This window comes from Plantibacter sp. T3 (assembly GCF_902506515.1).
GTDB classification, from domain to species: Bacteria; Actinomycetota; Actinomycetes; order Actinomycetales; family Microbacteriaceae; genus Plantibacter; species Plantibacter auratus.
In genome coordinates, this window is record NZ_LR733286.1 from 857,211 (window position 1) to 876,436 (window position 19,226).

13 protein-coding genes are annotated in these 19,226 nt (G+C 70.0%); 7 read left to right on the forward strand and 6 right to left on the reverse strand.

Annotated elements, in window-relative coordinates:
• Both GV015_RS04185 and GV015_RS04190 read right to left on the reverse strand, forming a co-directional pair.
• Nucleotides 1-1,260 (reverse strand): ABC transporter substrate-binding protein, encoded by a 1,260-nt coding sequence (locus GV015_RS04185; RefSeq protein WP_082916064.1) that lies wholly within the window; start codon nucleotides 1,258-1,260, stop codon nucleotides 1-3.
• 70 nt (nucleotides 1,261-1,330) lie between these two features.
• Nucleotides 1,331-2,560, reverse strand: a complete 1,230-nt coding sequence (locus tag GV015_RS04190; RefSeq protein WP_159876787.1) for a Gfo/Idh/MocA family protein — start codon at nucleotides 2,558-2,560, stop codon at nucleotides 1,331-1,333.
• A 183-nt stretch (nucleotides 2,561-2,743) separates the two neighbouring features.
• Here GV015_RS04190 and GV015_RS04195 point away from each other — a divergent pair, with 183 nt between their 5' ends.
• Nucleotides 2,744-3,757 (forward strand): LacI family DNA-binding transcriptional regulator, encoded by a 1,014-nt coding sequence (locus tag GV015_RS04195; RefSeq protein ID WP_236555328.1) that lies wholly within the window; start codon nucleotides 2,744-2,746, stop codon nucleotides 3,755-3,757.
• A gap of 36 nt (nucleotides 3,758-3,793) precedes the next feature.
• On the opposite strand, the gene GV015_RS04200 is transcribed toward GV015_RS04195, so the two are convergent.
• Both GV015_RS04200 and GV015_RS04205 read right to left on the reverse strand, forming a co-directional pair.
• The gene (locus GV015_RS04200; RefSeq protein WP_159876789.1) at nucleotides 3,794-4,228 is read right to left on the reverse strand and encodes a hypothetical protein; all 435 of its coding nucleotides are present in this window, start codon (nucleotides 4,226-4,228) and stop codon (nucleotides 3,794-3,796) included.
• A 93-nt stretch (nucleotides 4,229-4,321) separates the two neighbouring features.
• Nucleotides 4,322-5,626 carry an esterase family protein gene (locus GV015_RS04205; RefSeq protein WP_159876791.1) on the reverse strand — a complete coding sequence of 435 codons (1,305 nt, stop codon included), beginning with the start codon at nucleotides 5,624-5,626 and terminating at the stop codon, nucleotides 4,322-4,324.
• Nucleotides 5,627-5,810: 184 nt separating this feature from the next.
• On the opposite strand from GV015_RS04205, the gene GV015_RS04210 reads away from it, so the two are divergent.
• On the forward strand, nucleotides 5,811-7,202 hold the full coding sequence (locus tag GV015_RS04210) for a glycine--tRNA ligase (RefSeq protein ID WP_064295424.1): 1,392 nt from the start codon (nucleotides 5,811-5,813) through the stop codon (nucleotides 7,200-7,202).
• A gap of 96 nt (nucleotides 7,203-7,298) precedes the next feature.
• Here GV015_RS04210 and GV015_RS04215 read toward each other — a convergent pair whose 3' ends face one another.
• Complete coding sequence (locus GV015_RS04215; RefSeq protein ID WP_085511333.1) at nucleotides 7,299-8,042, reverse strand: dienelactone hydrolase family protein; 744 nt, start codon at nucleotides 8,040-8,042, stop codon at nucleotides 7,299-7,301.
• Between the two features lie 251 nt (nucleotides 8,043-8,293).
• Between GV015_RS04215 and GV015_RS04220 the strand changes: the two genes are divergently transcribed.
• From GV015_RS04220 to GV015_RS04240, 5 genes are all read left to right on the forward strand, one after another.
• On the forward strand, nucleotides 8,294-12,997 hold the full coding sequence (locus GV015_RS04220; protein ID WP_159876793.1) for a type I polyketide synthase: 4,704 nt from the start codon (nucleotides 8,294-8,296) through the stop codon (nucleotides 12,995-12,997).
• 35 nt (nucleotides 12,998-13,032) lie between these two features.
• Nucleotides 13,033-15,150 carry an MMPL family transporter gene (locus GV015_RS04225; RefSeq protein WP_159876795.1) on the forward strand — a complete coding sequence of 706 codons (2,118 nt, stop codon included), beginning with the start codon at nucleotides 13,033-13,035 and terminating at the stop codon, nucleotides 15,148-15,150.
• Nucleotides 15,151-16,158: a hypothetical protein gene (locus GV015_RS04230; RefSeq protein WP_159876797.1), complete on the forward strand. Its 1,008-nt coding sequence runs from the start codon at nucleotides 15,151-15,153 to the stop codon at nucleotides 16,156-16,158. It abuts the gene before it with no gap.
• Entirely contained in the window at nucleotides 16,151-16,837 is a 687-nt protein-coding gene (locus GV015_RS04235; RefSeq protein WP_159876799.1) for a 4'-phosphopantetheinyl transferase, read from the forward strand. The genes GV015_RS04230 and GV015_RS04235 overlap by 8 nt, the downstream gene beginning before the upstream one ends.
• A gap of 64 nt (nucleotides 16,838-16,901) precedes the next feature.
• On the forward strand, nucleotides 16,902-17,402 hold the full coding sequence (locus GV015_RS04240) for a DUF2087 domain-containing protein (RefSeq protein ID WP_159876801.1): 501 nt from the start codon (nucleotides 16,902-16,904) through the stop codon (nucleotides 17,400-17,402).
• Nucleotides 17,403-17,480: 78 nt separating this feature from the next.
• On the opposite strand, the gene GV015_RS04245 is transcribed toward GV015_RS04240, so the two are convergent.
• Complete coding sequence (locus GV015_RS04245) at nucleotides 17,481-19,112, reverse strand: beta-N-acetylhexosaminidase (protein WP_159876803.1); 1,632 nt, start codon at nucleotides 19,110-19,112, stop codon at nucleotides 17,481-17,483.
• Between the last annotated feature and the right edge of the window lie 114 nt (nucleotides 19,113-19,226).

A 19,226-nucleotide genomic window follows, 5' to 3' on the forward strand; every position in this document is an offset into this window, starting at 1 on the left:
TCAGCCCGCGGCCGCCTGCTTGAACGCCTCTTCAGGCGTCGCCTGCCCGGTCAGGGCGAGCTGGATGGCGGTGTAGATCTCGGTCGCGGCCTCGGGCCACTCCTCGCCGAGCTCGCCGGTGCGCGAGCGGGCGTTGGCGACCTGCTCCGTGAACGCGGCCATCTCGGGGACCTTCGCGACGTACTGCTCGGCCAGGGCCGTCTTCGTCGGGACGGTGAAGCGGGCCTCGGCGAGGGCGAGCTGGTTCTCGTCGCTCGAGATGCACTCGACGAACTTCGCCGCCTTCGCCTGCTTGTCCTTGTCGCCGGTCACGGGGACGGTCCAGACCTCGCCACCGAGCGGGGCGACGGGCGTCTGGCCGGCCTTGTTGACCGGAACCTGCACGCTGCCGTACTTGAGGTTCGTGTCGGCGCTGAGGGCCGGGATCTGCCACGGGCCGTTGATCATCATCGCGGCCTTACCGGCCATGAACTGGTCGTTCACGTCGGCCTGCGACCAGTTGATGACGCTCTTCGACGCCGAACCCGAGTTCACGAGGTCGACCTGGAGCTGGAGGGCCTCGGCGACGGCGGGCGTCGTGAGGTCGGCCTCGTCGCCGCCGTTGGTCCACATGAACGGCAGGAACTGCCAGCTGCCCTCGTAGGTGGCGATGGAGCTGAAGGCCAGCCCGTAGGTGTCGCCCTCGGTCAGTGCAGCGGCTGCCGTCTTGAGTTCGTCCCACGTGGTCGGCGGGGTGATGCCCTTCGCCGCGAGGAGGTCCTCGTTGTAGAAGAGGCCGAGGGTGTTGACCGTCGGCGCCAGGCCGTAGACCTCCCCCTCGTAGCTCGCCGCGTCGAGGATGCCCTTCGCGAAGCCCGAGGTGTCGACGCCGTAGTCGCTGAGCGGCGAGAGGCCGCCGGTCGCGGCGATCTCCTGGACGTCCGGGTTGTCGAGCATGAGGACGTCGGGCAGCGTCTTGGACGACGACTGCTGGAGCACCTTCTGGATGAGGTCCTTGCCGGGGACGGTCTCGCGCTTGATCTTCACGCCGACGTCGTCCGCGCACCGGTCGAGGGCGTCGCCCACGAGGGTCTTGTCGGGTTCGTTGTTGTAGTAGTCGAGGATCGTGAGGGTGCCGGCGTCGCCTCCGGCCGCCGCGCCACCGCCACCGCTGCACGCGGTGAGGGCGAACGGGGTGATCGCGAGGATCGCGAGCGATCCGAGCACATGCGGCCGACGGATGATGCGTGGCCGGGTGTCGCGGGTGGTCGTGGATCTCATGTCATGGCTCCTTTGCCTGGTGAGTGGTGTTCGTGATGCGGTGGTGATCGTGGTGCGGTGGGTGGTTCGGTCAGTGGTCGAGTGGGATCCAGGCGGCGCCTGCGTCGGCGCTCGCCGAGACCGCGGTGAGCACGCGCTGCACCAGGAGGCCGTCGGCGAAGCCAGGTTCGGGCGCCCGGCCGGCGGCGAGGTCGCGGGCGAGGTCGGCGACCTCGTGGACGAAGGTGTGCTCGTAGCCGAGGCCGTGCCCGGCAGGCCACCAGGCGTCCGCGTACGGGTGACCGGGTTCGGTGACGAGGATGCGCCGGAAGCCCGCCTCCTCGGCCGGGAGGGTGTGGTCGTGGAACTGCAGCTCGTTCATGCGCTCGAAGTCGAAGACGAGCGATCCGTCGGAACCGTCGACCTCGAGCCGCATCGCGTTCTTGCGACCGGTGGCGAAGCGGGTGGCCTCGAACGTCGCCAGGGCGCCGCCGTCGGTACGCGCGATGAACACGACCGCGTCGTCGACGGTCACCCGCCCGGTGAGGGGTTCCGCCGCGTCGCCATCCTCAGGATCGTCGCCCGCGGTGGCGCTGAGGCCGCTCGACGAGGTGGGGAGCGGCCGCTCGGTGACGAAGGTCGAGGTCAGGGCGCACACGCCGGTCAGCTCCTGCCCGGTGACGAACCGTGCGAGATCGATGATGTGGGCGCCGAGGTCACCGAGCGCACCGGAGCCGGCCTGGTCGGCGTCGAGCCGCCAGACGAGCGGGAACGTCGGATCCGCGATCCAGTCCTGCAGGTACTGGGCCCGGATGTGACGGATCGTCCCGAGGCGACCGTCGGCGACGAGCCGTCGTGCATAGGCGAGTGCGGGGGTGCGCCGATAGCTGAAGCCGACCATCGCGTGAACGCCGCCCGCCGCAGCTCGCTCGGCCGCGGCGTTCATCCGCTCGGCCTCCTCGAGCGTGTTCGCGAGCGGCTTCTCGCACAGGACGTGGATACCGGCGTCGAGTGCCGCGATCGCGATCTCGGCGTGGAGGTGGCCAGGGGTGCAGATGTCGATCACGTCGATGTCGCCGCGGGTGAGGAGCGCTCGCCAGTCCGTCTCGACGTCGGCGATCCCGAACCGGTCGGCGAACGCGCGGGCGGCGTCGGCATCGCGACCGCTGACGGCGACGAGGTCGACCCCGCGGCCGAGGTCGAAGAAGCGGGGAGCGGTGGTCCAGGCCTGCGCGTGGATCGTGCCCATGAAGCTGTACCCGACGATCGCGACGCGCAGTGGCTGCTCGGACCGGCGGTCCTCCGTGGTCGGTACAGGCATCAGCACGGCTCCTTCGCCGGTCGAGGTCGGATCGCGCAGACCAGAAAGTTAACCGGTTTACTACGCGCTTCGGGAACCAGCATGCACCGCGTCGCCGGAGTCGTCAAGGAGCAATTTAACCGGTTTACCGAATCGTGATCCGTGAGAGACTGACCGGACAGCACCGCACCTGAACGGGGATCCATGGCAACGATGCGTGACGTCGCGCGACTCGCAGGGGTCTCGGTCGCCACGGTGTCGTTCGTCGTCAACGATTCGAAGCCCGTGTCCCCGGCCACTCGACTGCGGGTGGAGTCGGCGATGGTCGAGCTGGACTTCCGCCGGAACGCGGTCGCCCGCGCGCTCGCGAGCCGGCGGACCCGCATCATCGCACTGCTGTTCCCGGTGCTCCAGCATCGACTGTCCGACAACGCGGCCCGCTTCTTCACCGGTGCGGCGGAGGCTGCCGCCGAGCTCGGGTACACCGTCGTCCTCTGGCCGGAGCCGAGCGACCCAGACGCGCTTCGCGAGTTCACCTCCGACGGCCTCATCGACGGCGTCATCCTCATGGAGGTGCGGCTCGACGACCATCGGGTCGACCGTCTGCTCGCGGCCGGGACACCACTGACGCTCATCGGTCGGACGCGCGACCCCTCCGGTCTCGACTACGTCGACGTCGACTTCGAGGGGATGGTCGAGTTGTCCATCGACCGCTTGCAGGCCCTCGGTCATCGGGAGTTCGCCCTGCTCGAGGAGATCGAGCGGGCCGACCTCGACGGTTACGGCCCGGTGATCCGCGTGCAGGAGACCTTCCACGCCGTGTGCGCGGCCCGTGGACTCCGCGCTCGGACGCTCCAGTGCACTCCCGATCCGGCCGGTGGTCGCGAGATCGCGGCAGCCCTCCAGGAGGAGGCGCCCGAGGTCACCGCCGTCCTCGTGCTCAACGATCGGGCGGCCCTCGGTTTCGTGAGCGAGCTCGGCAGGCGCGGCGTCTCGGTCCCCGACGACCTGTCCGTCGTCCTCGTCGCCTCCACGCGAGAGGTGTCGGAAGCGGCCGACCCGGCACTCGCCGTCACGTTGCTGCCCGCCGCCCAACTCGGCCGAATGGGCGTCGAGACCCTCGTCGGCCGTCTCGACGGCACCCTCGGTGAACTGCGTCACGAACTCGTCATGGGCGCCTTCCTCGAGGGCGCGTCCCTCGCGCCGCCGCCCGATTGAGTCATCTCGTCGCGTGCATGGCCCGCGAGCGACCGGTCACTGCACCTCAGGGTGCCGGGAGGACTCCGCCGCTCGGTTCGCGATCGCCCGGTGCCGTGCCTGCCCGATCAGTGATTGGGTGTAGCCGACGCGGTTCATGGTGTCGTGTCGGGCGAAGTCGGTCGAGATCGGGACCTGCTCGGTGTAGGTGTACGGGCCGGCCTGGACGTTCACGGAGACGAACCCCGAGACACGCCTCTCCTTCGCGAACAGGAACAGCAGGCTGAGGAAGAAGAACCAGATCAACACGATGACCAGCACGATGGCCCACGCCGGGGTGTGGGTGGTCGTCGAGGTCTGATCGCTCGACGTCACGTTGACGTCCGCGAGTGGCCACGTGCCGGCGGGTGTCATGATCACGTCCTCAGTGACCCTGATGTTGCCGATCTGGACGAGGAGGGGCTGTGGCATCGGCGGGAGCTGGGTGGTCATGGGCATCGACCATAACCAATCGGTCCAGACCGCCGCCGAAGTTCTCCACAGCCCACGATGGAGTGGAAGCCGGGTCGCGGAGCCCCGTCCCCGTCACGGTCGTTGGAGACCGATCCGCGGGTAGAGCGCACGGAGCGTCTGGTCCAGCCCGCCCGTGAGCGAGCTGGCGCCGTGGTCGCCACCCGGTATCGCGAAGGTCTGGACCTTCCAGCCGGCCGCCGTCGCGGTGGATGCGGCGCGCCGCATCATGTCGGTGTAGACCGCGTCCGCCGTCCCCGCGGAGAAGAACGCCTCGGTGTCGACGTACGTCGTCTTCGCCATGATGGTCGCCGGTTTGATCGCGTCGTACGCGTTCTGGTCGCCGTTGAACATCACGCGCAGGTTGTCCGCCGGGAGGCCGGCTCCGGGATACTCCTCGCCCGAGACACTGACGACGTTGCCGAAGGTCTGCGGGTACTTGGCTCCGTAGTAGATCGCACAGCTGCCGCCGGCCGAGTACCCGGCGACCGTCCAATCCTTCGGCGACTGGAGGATGTGCAGGTTCGCCTTCGCCCAGGGGAGGACGTCCTGCGTGACGTAGGTTTCCACCTTCCCGTACCGCCCGTCGATGCACAGCGGATCCACCGAGGGGTCGCCGAGCTGGTCCACGACGAGCGCGATGGGGGCGAGCCCCTGATGGTCGGCGGCGATCGCGTCGAGCGCCTCGCCGACCCACTTCGCGTCGGGGTCACCCGGTTGTCCCATCATCATGAGGACGAACGGGAGCGCCGGGGGATCCTTCACGAGTGCGGCGGGTGGGTAGTAGACCTGCGCCGGGCGGGCGTTGAACCCGGAGTTCGTGTTCGGGATCCGGTCGCCCGTGGGAAGCGGGCCGAACCTGCCTGTCTTCGGCAGATCGGCCGGCGGCTTCCACGTCTCGTACAGCGGGCGGGCCGGATCGCCGGTGGGCGTGCTGGTCGGCGTCACGAGGGTGATCGGCTTGCGGTTCTGGACGTGGAACATCGACCCGAGGGTGGTCTGGACACCGTACGCGCCGTTGACGCCCAGCGCCGCGGTGGCGCCGAAGACGAGGATGCACGCGACGGCGATGACGCGCCGCTGCCATGAGACGCGCCAGCAGATCGTCAGGACGGCGAGCGCGATGCCGGCGAAGACGCCGATCAACCAGGGCTCCGCGGAGCGGATCAACGGCCCGCCGAAGAGGTTGAGCACGTCGAAGACCAGCCACACCGTCCCCAGGGCGAGGAGCGCGCCGGCCAGGAGGGCGATGGCGGCGCTCAGGTACCACAGCAGCCCGGACCGACGGATGACGAGGTACAGCAGGCCGGCGATGCTGAGCCCGTCGAGCACCCAGACGAGTGGACCGTCGATGACGTCGAGGTTCCACAGCCAATCCATCGATGCTCCATCCTGCGTACCGCGATGGTTGTCAGGCTAGGTGGCCGCCCTGAGCGGGACAAGGGCCGTTGGGCGTCCTCACGGGCTCGCCCATAGGATTGAGGGGTTCCGGGAGCGGGCGCCAGCCAGGCGTCAGCACCGGAAGGTACCGCCGCGTGGCAAGCGGCACGGAGGATCCACACCCATGGCAGAGCAGTCCCATCTCGAGTCCGTCATCACCCTGGCCCAGCACCGCGGCTTCGTCTTCCCGTCGGGAGACATCTACGGCGGCACGCGGTCTGCGTGGGATTACGGGCCCCTGGGTGTCGAGCTCAAGGAGAACATCAAGCGCCAGTGGTGGAACGCGTTCGTGCGTGGCCGCGGCGACATGGTCGGTCTCGACTCCGCCGTCATCCTGCCCACCCCGGTCTGGGAGGCGTCCGGTCACGTCAAGGTCTTCAGCGACCCGCTGACCGAATCGCTCATCACCCACAAGCGGTACCGGGCCGACCACCTCTTCGAGGCGTACGAGGCCGAGCACGGCCACCCGCCGGAGAACGGCCTCGCCGACATCCCCGACCCCGAGCACCCCTCGAAGGTCGGCCAGTGGACCGAGATCCGTCAGATGTCCGGCCTCCTGAAGACCTTCCTCGGCGTCGTCGACGACGAGTCTGGTCTCCACTACCTGCGTCCCGAGACCGCGCAGGGCATCTTCACGAACTTCGCGAACGTGCTGCAGACGGCCCGCAAGAAGCCGCCGTTCGGCATCGGCCAGATCGGCAAGGCGTTCCGCAACGAGATCACGCCCGGTAACTTCATCTTCCGCACCCGCGAGTTCGAGCAGATGGAGATCGAATTCTTCGTCGAGCCCGGCACGGACGACGAGTGGCAGCAGACCTGGATGGACCTCTGCTGGGCCTGGTTCATCGACCTCGGCATGACGCCCGACAACATCCGTTGGTTCGAGCACCCGCAGGAGAAGCTGGCGCACTACTCGAAGCGCACCGTCGACATCGAGTACAAGTTCGGCTTCGCCGGAAGCGAGTGGGGCGAGCTCATGGGCGTCGCGAACCGCACCGACTACGACCTCAAGGTGCACGCCGAGCAGTCCGGCAAGGACCTCAGCTACTTCGATCAGGCCAAGAACGAGCGGTACATGCCGTACGTCATCGAGCCGTCGTTCGGTCTGACCCGTGCGCTCATGGCTTTCCTCGTCGACGCGTACGAGGAGCAGGAGCTGCCGCCGAACGCCAAGGGCAAGATCGAGAAGCGCACCGTGCTGCACCTCGACCCGCGTCTCGCGCCGGTCAAGGTCGCCGTGCTGCCGCTGTCCCGCAACGAGGCGCTGTCGCCGCTCGCCCGCCAGATCGGCGACGAGCTGCGCGGCTCGTGGAACATCGACTTCGACGACTCGGGCGCGATCGGCCGCCGCTACCGTCGTCAGGACGAGATCGGTACTCCGTACTGCGTGACCGTCGACTTCGACTCGCTCGAGGACAACGCCGTGACGGTCCGCGACCGCGACAGCATGCAGCAGGAGCGCGTCGCCATCGACGAGCTGTACGCCTACCTCGCCACCCGCCTCAAGGGCGCGTAGGCCTCCGCCGTTTCACCCGAACGCCCGCTCGCCCATGTTTGGGCGAGCGGGCGTTTCTTCGCCCAGAAACGGGCGAACGGAAGCGGATGGCTCGGGCTAGGCGTTGCCGAGTGAGGTGTCGAGGAACGCGAGCGTCTTCACCCAGGCGTCGGCGGCAGCGTCCTCACGGTAGGTGATCGTGTTGGTGTCGTTGAAGAAGGCGTGACCGGCGTCGGGGTAGACGGTCGCGGTGAACTCGACACGCGCGTCCTCCATCGTCGTGGTCAGCTCGGGCAGGCTCTGCATGAGGCCCTCGTCCTGGTCGCCGTAGAACGCGAGGACGGGGCAGGCGATGCTCGTCACGGCCTCGGGCTCCGGCGGGTAGCCGTAGAACGGGACAGCGGCGCGGATGCGGCGGTCGGCCGCGGCGAGCGCGAAGCTGTAGCCACCACCGAAGCAGAAGCCGACGACGGCGACGCGGCCGTCGATCCCCTCCTCGTCGAACAGGGCGTCGACGGCCTTCCCCAGGTACCCGAGCGCCTCCTCGGCGTACTCGGGCGACTTCGAGGCCGAGAGCTTCTCGCGCAGCTTCGGCTGTGCCGCGGTCCTCGTCGCCTCGTCGCTGTTGAAGACGAGGCTCTCCAGCTCCGCACCGATCTCGGGCGTGACGCCGGCGCCACTCAGGATGTCGGGTGCGATGACGAGGTACCCCTCCGCGGCGAACCGGTCGGCGACGTCGGTGATGTGTGGGACGAGGCCCCAGATCTCGTGGATGAGCACGAGCCCGCCGCGGAGCTCGACGCCCTTCGGCGGGTCGGCGCGGTAGGCGGTGAGGCCCTTGGTCAGCGTGATGGTCGTCATATCGCCAGTGTTCCAGCCGACCCTCCGCACCGGCTGGGGGTTGCGCTGCCTCGCGAGTTATCCACAGATTCCGAACGAGCATCCGAACTGATGTTTCAGATGACTACAGTCGAGCTGTGGCGTGCCCACGGGCCGGCTCTCCTCACCGCGAGGTGGCCCCTGGACCTCGACCCACTCCGCTCGGAGTCGTCGACATGCCGACCTGCCCCCTCGTTCCATCCGCGATCAACACCCTCGGAGGTTCTCTCGTCGTGCCCGTTCGACCACTCGCCATCGTCGGCCTGTCCGCCCGCTTCGGTGGCGCGGCAGACGCCCACCAGTACTGGCGCAACATCCTGGCGGCCCGACGCAGCGGCTCCGCCGTCCCCCGCTCGAGATGGGATCACGCCTCCTTCTTCGCGCCGCACGACCCCCGAGCGGTGCATCACGCCTACTCCGACCAGGGGTCCTTCATCGACGGCGTCGAGCAGTTCGCCGCTCGGCACTTCCGCATCCCACCCAGTCGCGCGCACGCGATGGACCCGCAACATCGCCTGCTCCTCGAGGCAGCGCGAGCCGCCTGGATCGACGCCGGGTTCGAACGTCGTCGCATCGACCGGTCGTCCATCGGCGTCTTCGTCGGGATGGCTGCGAACGATTACCGCGAACTCTCCTCGCTCCGCATCCGGGCGCAACTCCTCGGCGACGACTCGGTCCACGCGGAACACGCCGGCCCCGACCTCGCGGCGGCGATGGGCGCGCGCGTCGCCGGTGTGCGCCCGTTCCACGCGTTCTCGATGCCGGGATGCCTGCCGAACATGGGGCCGGCGCTGGTGAGCAGCACGCTCGACCTCGGCGGCCCGAGCTTCGCGGTCGACGCCGCGTGCTCCAGCAGCCTCGTCGCGCTCCACCAGGCGATCGCCGCCATCCGGTCCGGGCAGTGCTCGGCGGCGCTCGCCGGCGGTGTCAACCTGAGCCTCGTCCCGGATGCGATGGTCGCCTTCTCCCGGATCGGTGCATTGTCACGGAGCGGGGTGTGCCGACCGTTCGACGGCGATGCCGACGGATTCCTCCTCGGCGAGGGTGTCGGCATGATCGTCGTCAAACCGCTCGAGGCCGCCATCGACGACCACGACGACGTCTACGCGGTCATCCGCGGCTCCGGGGTGTCCAACGACGGCCGGGCCGAAGGACCGATGACGCCGACGACGGACGGACAGCTGGCAGCACTCCGCCGGGCCTACGAGGACGCCGCTGCCGACCCCGCCGACCTGGGCGTCGTCGAGGCGCACGGCACGGCCACCCCGGTGGGTGACCGCACCGAGCTGGAATCGCTGGCGGCGCTGCGTCGTCTCGGGGCATCGCCACGCCGGACCGCCACGGTCACGGCGGTGAAGGCGCTCGTCGGACACACGATGGCGGCGGCCGGGATCGCCAGCATCGTCAAAGCGGCACTCATGGCGAGGCATCGGGTCGTCCCCGGGCAGCCTCGCCTGCGTTCCGAGGCGCACGCCGAGACCCTCCGAGACGGCCGCCTTGCACTCGCCTCCCGCACCATCGACCCGGGCGACGACGGTCTGGGCCTCATCGGCGTCAGCTCGTTCGGGTTCGGCGGCACCAATGCGCACGTGGTGCTCGAATCCCCGCCGACGCGAGCGGGTCGAGCTCGCCGACGCGGTGCCGGCGAGCCGGCAACCCGACCGGCCCCGCATCTCCTGGTGTTCTCGGCTGACGACCCCGCGCTGCTCGGCGAACACCTCCGAGCGGTCCTCGCTGTCCTCGAGGCCGCCGACGCACCGTCCATCGCCGGCCTCGCACGGACCTTGAGCTCCCGGTCGCTCGCGAGCACCCGTCTGGCGATCGTGTGCCGCACCGCCGCCGAGCTGATCTCCGGGCTGTCGGCCGCCTTGGAGCAGCTCGCCGACGGAACCACCGGGGTGATCTCCGCGGACGTCTGCAGCGGTGTCCGTGTCGACGAGGCCGCTCGGCGGATCGCCTTCGTCTTCCCCGGGCAGGGCAGCCAGACACCGCGGATGCAGTCGGACCTCGTCGACCGGTTCCCCGCCTTCCGCACAGCGGCCGAGACCTTGAACGAGCAGGTGCTCGACGAGACCGGGGTCGATGTGCTCGCGGCGCTCTCCGCGGCCGACGCCGACACCCCCTCCGGAATCGACCGTCTCACGTCCACCGAGGTCTGCCAACCCGCGCTCGCGGTGACGGCGCTCGCCGCCGTGGCGCTGTTGCGCGAGATCGGCGTGGAGCCCGACCTCGTCATTGGGCACAGTGTCGGCGAGCTGCCCGCCATGGCGACGGCGGGCGCGCTCGATGCGCCCGACGCCGTACGGCTCGCCGCGGTCCGCGGACACCACATGCGGTCGGCTGCGACGCGACCCGGCGACGGCATGACGGCCCTCGGCTGCGACGCCGAGCGGGCCGCAGCGCTCCTCAGTGGTATCGACGACGCGTGGATCGCAGCCGCCAACGACCCCCGGCAGACGGTGGTGAGTGGAACCGGCGAGGCCCTGCGCACCGTCGCGGAACGGTGCGTCGAGCACGGGGTGTCGACCCAATCGCTGCGCGTCGCCACCGGGTTCCACTCGCCCCTGCTCGAGCCGATCCGGCCGGCCCTCGTGGCGGACCTGTCGCGATTCCGACCTCGCGCGCCGCAGGTCCAGCTCGTCTCCACCGTGACGGGCCGCACGGTGGAGACGAGCGAGGAGCTGGGCCGTCAGCTCGAGGAGAACGTCTTCTCCACGGTGCGGTTCCGCGAGGCGATCGAGTCGGCGTCCGCATCCGACGTCAATGTCTACGTCCAGATCGGTGGAGGTTCGGCACTGCTCGGGTCCATCCGACGCTCCCTGGGCGATGCGCCCGACGTGCACGTCATCCCGAGCAGCGCGTCGGCGCCGGACGACGCGTCGACCTTCCTCCGACTCCTCGGTCGGCTGACGGTACTGGGGGCCGACCTCGACCTGGCATCGCTCGTGCCACCAGACACCGCGGGTGTGGCGCTGCCGATCGCGCCGCTGCCGACCGAGCCGTACTGGGTCGTCCGACCGGACGCCACCGCCCCGACGACCACACCCCGAGAACCCACATCCGAACCGCACCGGCCACCCTCCCCCGTCGAACAGGATCCCTACTCCATGCGCCACAGCCCCCACGACCTGCCGTCTTCCCCGCTCGCCGGACCACCGTCGGCACGACCGCCGATCCAGCCGCGAGCCGTCGAAGCGCAGGCCGACCACCTGCCCGGACTGCTCGCTCTCATGAACCGCCAGCTGAGCCTCATCGAGGGGTCCGGGCGGGCCGATCACGCGCCCGCGTCGACGGATCCGTTCCGCTGGTCCACGGAACCCGGCTCGCCGCAGGCGGAGGTGGTCGCACGGATGGGCCTTGCAGCGTCCCGGTCGCATCGCGCCGAGTCCGACGCGGTCATCCTCGGCATGGTGTCGCGCATCAGCGGGTTCCCGCTGGACCTGATCCGGCCCGACATGCACCTCGTCGAGCAGCTCGGATTCGATTCGCTGATGATGCGTGAGCTGATCACCCAGCTGCACACCGAGTGGCCATCGCTGCCGACCCCCGCCCAGCTCGGCGAGCGCTTCGCCGCGCGGCCCACGGTGGAGCAGGTGCTGGACGGCGTCGGGTCCCTGCTGCACCCGTTCGCCGAGGAGCCGCAGCACCGGCTCCCGCGGGTCGAGACGACTCCGGTGGCTGCCGCTTCCCCGGCGCCGGCCGACCGCCCGACCCGATGGACCGAGGCCGACGCCCGCATCGAGTGCTTCCCGGAGGCGGTCGCCATGCGGGAACGCCGGCAGCAGACGGACCGCAACCCCTACTTCCTGCTCCATGAGGGGATCATCGACGCGACGACGACGATCGGCGACGCCCAGCTCGTGAGCTTCTCGAGCTACAACTACCTCGGTGTCACCGGCCACCCCGTGGTCGCCGAGACGATCGCCGACGCCGTGGCCCGATACGGCAGCTCGGTGTCCGCCAGTCGGTTCCTGTCCGGTGAGCGCCCGATCCATGCCGAGCTCGAGCAGGAGCTCGCCGACCTCCTCCAGGTGGAGTCTGTGCTCACCCTGGTGAGCGGCCACGCGACGAACGTGAGTGTCATCGGGCACCTGGTGGAACCGGGCGATCTCATCGTCCACGACAGCCTCGCGCACGACAGCATCATCCAGGGGGCGAAACTCTCCGGAGCCACCCGGCGGTCCTTCCCCCACAACGACCTGAGCGCGCTCGACGACCTCCTCGGCGCGATCCGCGGCGGGTTCCGCCGAGTCCTCATCGTCGTGGAGGGCGTCTACAGCATGGACGGCGACCTCGTACCGCTCCCGAAACTCATCGAGCTGAAGAAGCGACACGGCGCACTGGTGCTCGTCGACGAAGCGCACAGCATCGGGACGGTCGGCGCGAACGGGGGCGGGGTCGGCGAACACTTCGGTGTCGACCGCTCGGACATCGACCTCTGGTGCGGCACGATGTCGAAGTCGCTCGCCGGATGCGGCGGCTACGTCGGTGGCACCGCCGCCGCGATCGACTACCTCAAGTACTCCGTGCCCGGGTTCGTGTACAGCGTCGGCATCACCCCGGCGAACGCGGCCGCGTCGCTCGCCGCCCTCCGGCTCATGCGCGACGAGCCCGAGCGCCTCAGCCGCCTGCGGCAGAACGCCGACCGCTTCCGCGAGACGGCCCGGGCCGCCGGCATCGACATCGGCGACAGTGCCGACTCGCCCGTCGTGCCGTGCATCGTCGGCAGCTCGGAACGGGCGCTGGCACTGGCGACCGCGCTCTTCGACCACGGCTTCAGCGTCAACCCGATCCTGTACCCGGCCGTGCCGGACGACCAGGCGCGGCTCCGATTCTTCATCACCGCGGAGCACACCGCCGAGCAGATCCAGCGGGTCGTGGACATCACGGCATCCGAACTCAACCGCATCACCCACGACATCGAGGTATCCGCATGACGAACCACTCCAGAACGACTCCCAGACGACGGGCGGTGATCACGCTCCTGATCGGCCTGGTGTTCGCGATCGTGGCGGGCATCGCGGGGGCCGACGTCCTCGACAACCTCAAGACGGGCGGGTTCGACGACCCGCAGTCCGACTCCGTGGCCGCAGCGGACGTGCTCGCCGACCGGTTCCCCGGCAGCGACCCGAAACTCGTCCTCGTCGTGGACGTCTCCGACGGACTCGACAGCGCCGCCGGCAGGGAGGCGCTCGACGACATCGTCGGCGCTGTTGACGATGTGGACGGCGCCAGCGTCACCGGCTCCTACGCCGACTCGGAGCAGCTGCGGAGCGACACCGACCGCGGCGTCGTGCTCGTGGCGCTCGCCGGAGACGAGGACACCGTGCAACGCGCGACCACCGCGCTCCGCGGGACGATCACCGAGGAGGTGACGTCGGCCACGGTCCGGTTCGGCGGCATCGCGGGGATCAACGACGACCTGAACGCGCAGGTCAAGACGGACATCATCGTCGCGGAGACGATCGCCATCCCGATCACCCTCGTGCTGCTGTTCTTCGCGTTCCGCGGTGTGGTGGCCGCGCTGCTGCCCGTCGGCGTCGCGGGCGTCACGATCCTCGGTTCCCTCGGCCTGCTGAACGTGGTCGCGCAGCTCACCTCGGTCTCCCTGTTCGCAGTCAACCTCGTCACCGCGTTGGGCCTCGGACTCGCCATCGACTACTGCCTGCTGTTCCTCACCCGCTATCGGGACGAACGCTCGGGCGGAGCCACCGACGAGGAGGCGTTGCGGATCGCTCGGCGGACGACCGGCCGGACCATCGTGTTCAGCGGCGTCGTCGTCGCCGCGGCGCTCGCCACGCTGATGCTGTTCGACCAGTACTTCCTGCGCTCGTTCGCCATCGCGGGACTCGTCATCGTGGGCTGCTCCGTGGTGGGCGCGGTCGTCCTGCTGCCCGCAGCCCTCACCCTCCTGGGTCGCCGGATCGACTGGGGCCGTCTGCGCTCGCGGCGCCCGGCCGGGGCCGAGGGTCGGTTCTGGTACCGGGTGGGCGACCACGCGTATCGCCGTCCGTGGTTGGCGGTGCCCGTGATCGCGCTGCTCATCGCCATGGCCGCGCCGTTCGCGCACGCGGAGTTCGGGGTGCCCGACGAACGAGTGCTCCCCGCCGACGCCGAGAGTCGTGTCGTGGCGGACATCATGCGGTCCGACTTCGACGTCGCCGAGGCGGACGCCGTCTCCGTCGTCACCGAGGACTGGGCGGGGACGGACCGCGAGCTCGAGGAGTACGCCACCGAACTCTCCTCGATCGCGGGCGTCGAGGCCGTCACGACGTCCCTCGGCAGCTTCGTCGACGGACGCCTCGTCGCCCCGGCCGACGCGCGGACGGAGCAGCACTTCCGCGACGGTTCGGCGCTCTGGCTCCAGGTCGCGACCGACGTCGTCCCGTACTCGCCCGAGGGCTCGGAGCTCGTCCGCGACGTCCGTGCGGTGGACCCTGGAGCCGGCTCGACCGTCCTGGTCGGTGGCCTCGCGGCGCAGATGATCGACATCGGTGACTCCATCTCGGCGCGTCTGCCGTTCGCCGCCGCGGCCATCGCGCTCATGACGCTGATCATCCTCTTCCTGTTCACGGGGAGCGTGCTGCTCCCGATCAAGGCGCTGGTGCTGAACGTGGTCGGGCTGGTCGGCATCCTGGGCGTCATCGTGTTCCTCTTTCAGGACGGCAACCTGTCGGACGTGCTCGGCTTCACCCCGTCGCCCATCGCCATCTCGATCCCGATCCTGCTGTTCTGCATCGCCTTCGGGCTCTCGATGGACTACGAGGTGTTCCTCCTCGCGCGGATCCAGGAACGGTTCCGTGCCACGGGCGATCTCGCGGAGGCGGTGCGGAGCGGGCTCGGTGCGAGCGGCCCGATCATCACGGCCGCTGCGGCGATCCTCGCGGTGTCGTTCTTCGCCATGGCGACCTCCGGGGTGTCGATCATCAAGATGCTCGGCATCGGTACCGGTATCGCGATCCTCATCGACGCCATCCTGATCCGCGGCGTGCTCGTCCCGGTCTTCATGCGCGTCGCCGGACGATACAACTGGTGGGCGCCGCGGTGGCTCGCGGCGATCCACCGTCGCATCGGGATCACGGAGGGCTGAATGGACGCGCGGTTCAGCGGCCTGTCGGCCGATGACGACTTCTCGGCGCTCGTGTCCGAGGCGACTCGTGCGGCGAACGCCCACAACACGCAGCCGTGGGGCGTGGACCGTCAGGGCGACGAACTCGTCCTCCGCCGGGATCGCACTCGCACCCTCGGCGCGAGCGATCCGCGAGGACGCGACACGATGCTGTCGTTCGGGGCGTTCGTCGAGTCACTCCTCATCTGTGCGGCGTCGGCCGGTGTCGGACTGCGCTTCGAGGCCTCCGCCGGCGGTGACGCGGAGACCGATGAGGTCGGCCGGTTCTCGCGCCACCCGGAGGGCTACCAGACGACGTTCTCCTCGGCGGACGTCCGTGGACGACGCGTCTGGCGAGGGCGATGGCGGGATGGCGCTCCTCCGCCCGACGTCCTCACGGCGGCCGCTGCGGAGGCGGAGCGTGCGGGGTTCCGGCTCGTCTCGATGCCGACCCGGGACGCCCGTCCGTTCCTCATCCGAGCCAACCGGTGGTTCTTCGGCGACGCGGCGATCGTCGCCGAGCTCCACCGGTGGACCCGCCTGTCGCCGCGCCACCCCGACTACGGCGAGGACGGACTCAACGACGCGATGCTCGTGCTGTCGAAGGTCGAACGAGCCGGCCTGCGGACGCTGATCAGCCCGCGGGTGTTCCGCGCGCTTCGCGGCGTCGGGCTGCCCGGGTTGTTGGCGAGGATGTCGGCCTCCGCGACCCAGGGCTCCGGCACCGTCCTCGGCGTGGTCAGTCCCACCGAGGCTCCACAGGAACTCGCCGCTGGGCGACTGCTCACCCGGCTCTGGCTCGGCTTCCAGCGCCACGGCCTGTACGTGCATCCCCAGAGCGCGCCGCTCGACTGTCCGGAGACCAGAGCCATGCTCGAGGAACGCTGGCAAATCGCCCGGGACGAGCAGCTCGTCGCCTGGTTCCGGGTCGGCATCCCCGCCTCCGAACCCGCGGCGCGCGTGGCGTCCCCGCGTCGGTCGGGTGGTTGAATCCGCAGCCGCGGTCGTCGACGCTCTCCGGATGCAGGTGCCGTCGGGCGTCGTCGTCTCGGCGTCCGTCGGCACCGCACCCGGGCCGTTCGGGGACCGTCCGACTCAGGCTCTTCGGAGCACCGAATCCCGCTCGGCGCGCGACTGCGCCAGGGCGGCACTCGCGACGCTCGGCCAGCGCTCCGCGGACATCCCGACGGGGGAGGGCGGGCAACCGGTCTGGCCGACCGGCTTCGTCGGGAGTCTCTCGCACTGCCCCGGTTTCACGATCGCAGCCGTCGGTCGCGTCGGTGTCGCGAGTGCCATCGGGATCGACGTCGAGGTGCACCGGCCCGTCCGTCCCGCCGTCGCGGCGACGATCGTCTGCGGGAGTGAGGCGTCCATGCTCACGCGGCTCGCCTCGAGCCATCCGGCCGTCGCGTGGAGCGCCGTGCTGTGGAGCGTCAAGGAGAGCGTCTTCAAGGCGTGGTACCCGCTCACCGGCCGGTGGGTCGACTACACGGCGTGCGAGGTGGTGATCCACCCGGATCGTGGGTCGTTCGATGCGCGGGTCGTCGCGCCGGCCGGCCCGACAGAGTGTTCGACCATGCCGCGGGCCTTCGCCGGCCGGTGGTCGGTGGTGGGCACCCGCCTCTGCAGCGTCGTCATCGTCCCGGCCTCGCAGCGACAGGACGGGTGATCGGCTGATCCGGTCGGCGCGGGTACCGTTGAGGACGATGTCGTAGACCGCAGGAGGAGGGGCCATGTCGGACGAGGAACGGACGACGACGGACTGGCGTGCAGTGGCCGCCGCCCTCGCGAACGACGACGCCCGGACGGTGTACGCGCAACTCGTCCTCGGGCAGGAGCCCGACCTCGGCGCCACCCAGCGTGCTGTGCGGCGAGCCGAGCAGAGCGTTCAGGCATTGTCTCGGGTGGGCCTGCTGGATGTTGACGGACGCACTTCGGGCAGGGCGTTCCGGGACCTCCTCGCGGCCGCCGCACCGCCGAAGCGCGAAGGGATCGACCGCTTCCTGGTCGACGGTCGGATCGTGCAGTACCCGTCGAATCCGGACGAGCGGCAGGCGCTGTTGCAGCGCGTCGCGGCATCAGCGCTCCAGCTGGGCGAGGTGGTCGACGAAGCCGAGATCAACGAGCGGTTATCCGCGTTCCACGACGACGTCGCGGTGCTCCGGCGATACCTCGTCGACGCGCAGCTCGTCGAACGCACGCGCTCGGGGACCGAGTACGCGCTCGTCACCTGAGGAGGCCGCCCTTCGACAGGCTCAGGGACTGGGTGTAGCTCGGTGACCGGCGGCAAGTCCACGGCCCGCCGGCCGGCGTCAGGCGCGGATGTCCTTCGTGAGCTGCTCCACGAGGGCGGCCCGCTGCTCGCGGGTGGACGGCCGACCCTCGGCGTCGGGACGCTCCTGCCACGGGAACGGTCCCGAAGCGCGGCGGTACTCGACCCCGAGGGCGTCGAGGCGGGCGAGGTGCTGCTGCAGCCGCGCCTCGAAGCCCGCGAGGTCGCGCTCGCGGCCGACCCAGGCGACCTCGGCGAGGGCGCACAGCCGCGGGTATGCCTGGTAGTCGATGACGCGGGCTGAGTCCATGTGCTCGGTCCAGATGTTCGCCTGCACCCCGATGATGTGCTCGGCCTGCGCTTCCGTCAGCTCAGCCGGCACCGGCTCGAAGGTGTACACCTCCGCGACGGTCAGCGGTGGCCCGACCGGGATCGGCTCACCCGGCAGCTCCGACTCGCGGTAGTCGAGGTAGACGCGGTCGTCCGGGCAGGCGATGACGTCGTACCCCTGGCGTGCGGCGACGACCGCACCGAACTCGCCGCGCCATGAAGCGACGGTCGCGTCCTTCGGCAATCCGCCGCCCTCGAGGATCTCGTCCCAGCCGTACAGGCGTCGGCCGGCGGCGGACAGGTGCGCCTCGAGCTGGCGGATGAACCACGCCTGCAGCGCTTCGACGGAGTCGAGCCCGCGCTCGGACATGAGGGCTTGCGTTCGAGCGCTCGCTGCCCAGCGGGTCTTCTTCGCCTCGTCGCCACCGACGCCGATGAAGGTCGATGGGAAGAGCTCCATGACCTCGTCGAACACGGTGCGGAAGAACGCGACCGTCTCCTCGCCCATGTCGAGGATCGCCTCGTTGATGCCCCACCGCGTCCACACCGACGGCTCGTCCGCGTCCTGCGCCACATCCGGCACGCCCAGCTCCGGGTAAGCGGCGATGATCGCTCGCGCATGACCGGGCAGGTCGATCTCGGGGACGACCGTGATGGACCGCTCAGCGGCGTAGGCGACGATCTCGCGCAGGTCGTCCTTGGTGTAGAAGCCGCCGTGCGGGCGGCCGTCGCCGGGAGCGTGCCGTGCTGCACCGTGCTGGCTCTCGGTCCGCCACCCGCCGACCTCGGTCAGCTTCGGGAACGCGTCGATCTGGATCCGCCAGCCCTGGTCGTCGGTGAGGTGGAAATGGAGGACGTTGAGCTTGTGGCGCGCGGCGAGGTCGATGAACCGCAGCACGTCGGACGTGGGGAGGAAGTGCCTGGCCACGTCGAGCATGACGCCGCGCCACCCGAAGCGCGGGGCGTCGTCGATGGTCGTCGCCGGGACGGTCCAGTCGACGCCGGGGACGAGCGCACGGCGGTTGACCGCAGGGGGGAGGAGCTGGGTCAGGGTCACCGCGCCGGAGAACGCGCCGGAGGCGTCGGCGGCGACGATGCGCACACCGTCCGCGTCGACCACGAGCCGGTAGCCGCCGGCCGCGACGGTGTCGTCGTGGATGAACGCGATGCTGTCGGTCCGCAGGTCGATCCGTGCGTCGAGGTCGAACCCGGTCGACGTCTGCAGCACCCCGCGCAACCAGCGGGTCGCGGCCGAGAAGCGGCGGTCACCGCCGAGCCCGGTCGTCTCGCTCAGCGTGAAGGCGCCGTCGTGCTGCTGGATGGACACGGGCAGTGGAAGCATCGGTGGTTCTCTCCTCGAGTGCTGATGGGCCGTTCTCAGGACCTCTGCGGCGCGGCTGGCCGGGAACCCGGTGACACGCCGGAGGACTCCTGAGAACGGTCCCGGATGGTGGAG

Excerpts from the sequence above, each read along its gene's own strand:
- GV015_RS04185 (WP_082916064.1), bottom strand. The coding sequence starts at position 1,260 with ATGAGATCCACGACCACCCGCGACACCCGGCCACGCATCATCCGTCGG.
- GV015_RS04190 (WP_159876787.1), bottom strand. The coding sequence starts at position 2,560 with ATGCCTGTACCGACCACGGAGGACCGCCGGTCCGAGCAGCCACTGCGC.
- GV015_RS04195 (WP_236555328.1), top strand. The coding sequence starts at position 2,744 with ATGGCAACGATGCGTGACGTCGCGCGACTCGCAGGGGTCTCGGTCGCC.
- GV015_RS04200 (WP_159876789.1), bottom strand. The coding sequence starts at position 4,228 with ATGACCACCCAGCTCCCGCCGATGCCACAGCCCCTCCTCGTCCAGATC.
- GV015_RS04205 (WP_159876791.1), bottom strand. The coding sequence starts at position 5,626 with ATGGATTGGCTGTGGAACCTCGACGTCATCGACGGTCCACTCGTCTGG.
- GV015_RS04210 (WP_064295424.1), top strand. The coding sequence starts at position 5,811 with ATGGCAGAGCAGTCCCATCTCGAGTCCGTCATCACCCTGGCCCAGCAC.
- GV015_RS04215 (WP_085511333.1), bottom strand. The coding sequence starts at position 8,042 with ATGACGACCATCACGCTGACCAAGGGCCTCACCGCCTACCGCGCCGAC.
- GV015_RS04230 (WP_159876797.1), top strand. The coding sequence starts at position 15,151 with ATGGACGCGCGGTTCAGCGGCCTGTCGGCCGATGACGACTTCTCGGCG.
- GV015_RS04240 (WP_159876801.1), top strand. The coding sequence starts at position 16,902 with ATGTCGGACGAGGAACGGACGACGACGGACTGGCGTGCAGTGGCCGCC.
- GV015_RS04245 (WP_159876803.1), bottom strand. The coding sequence starts at position 19,112 with ATGCTTCCACTGCCCGTGTCCATCCAGCAGCACGACGGCGCCTTCACG.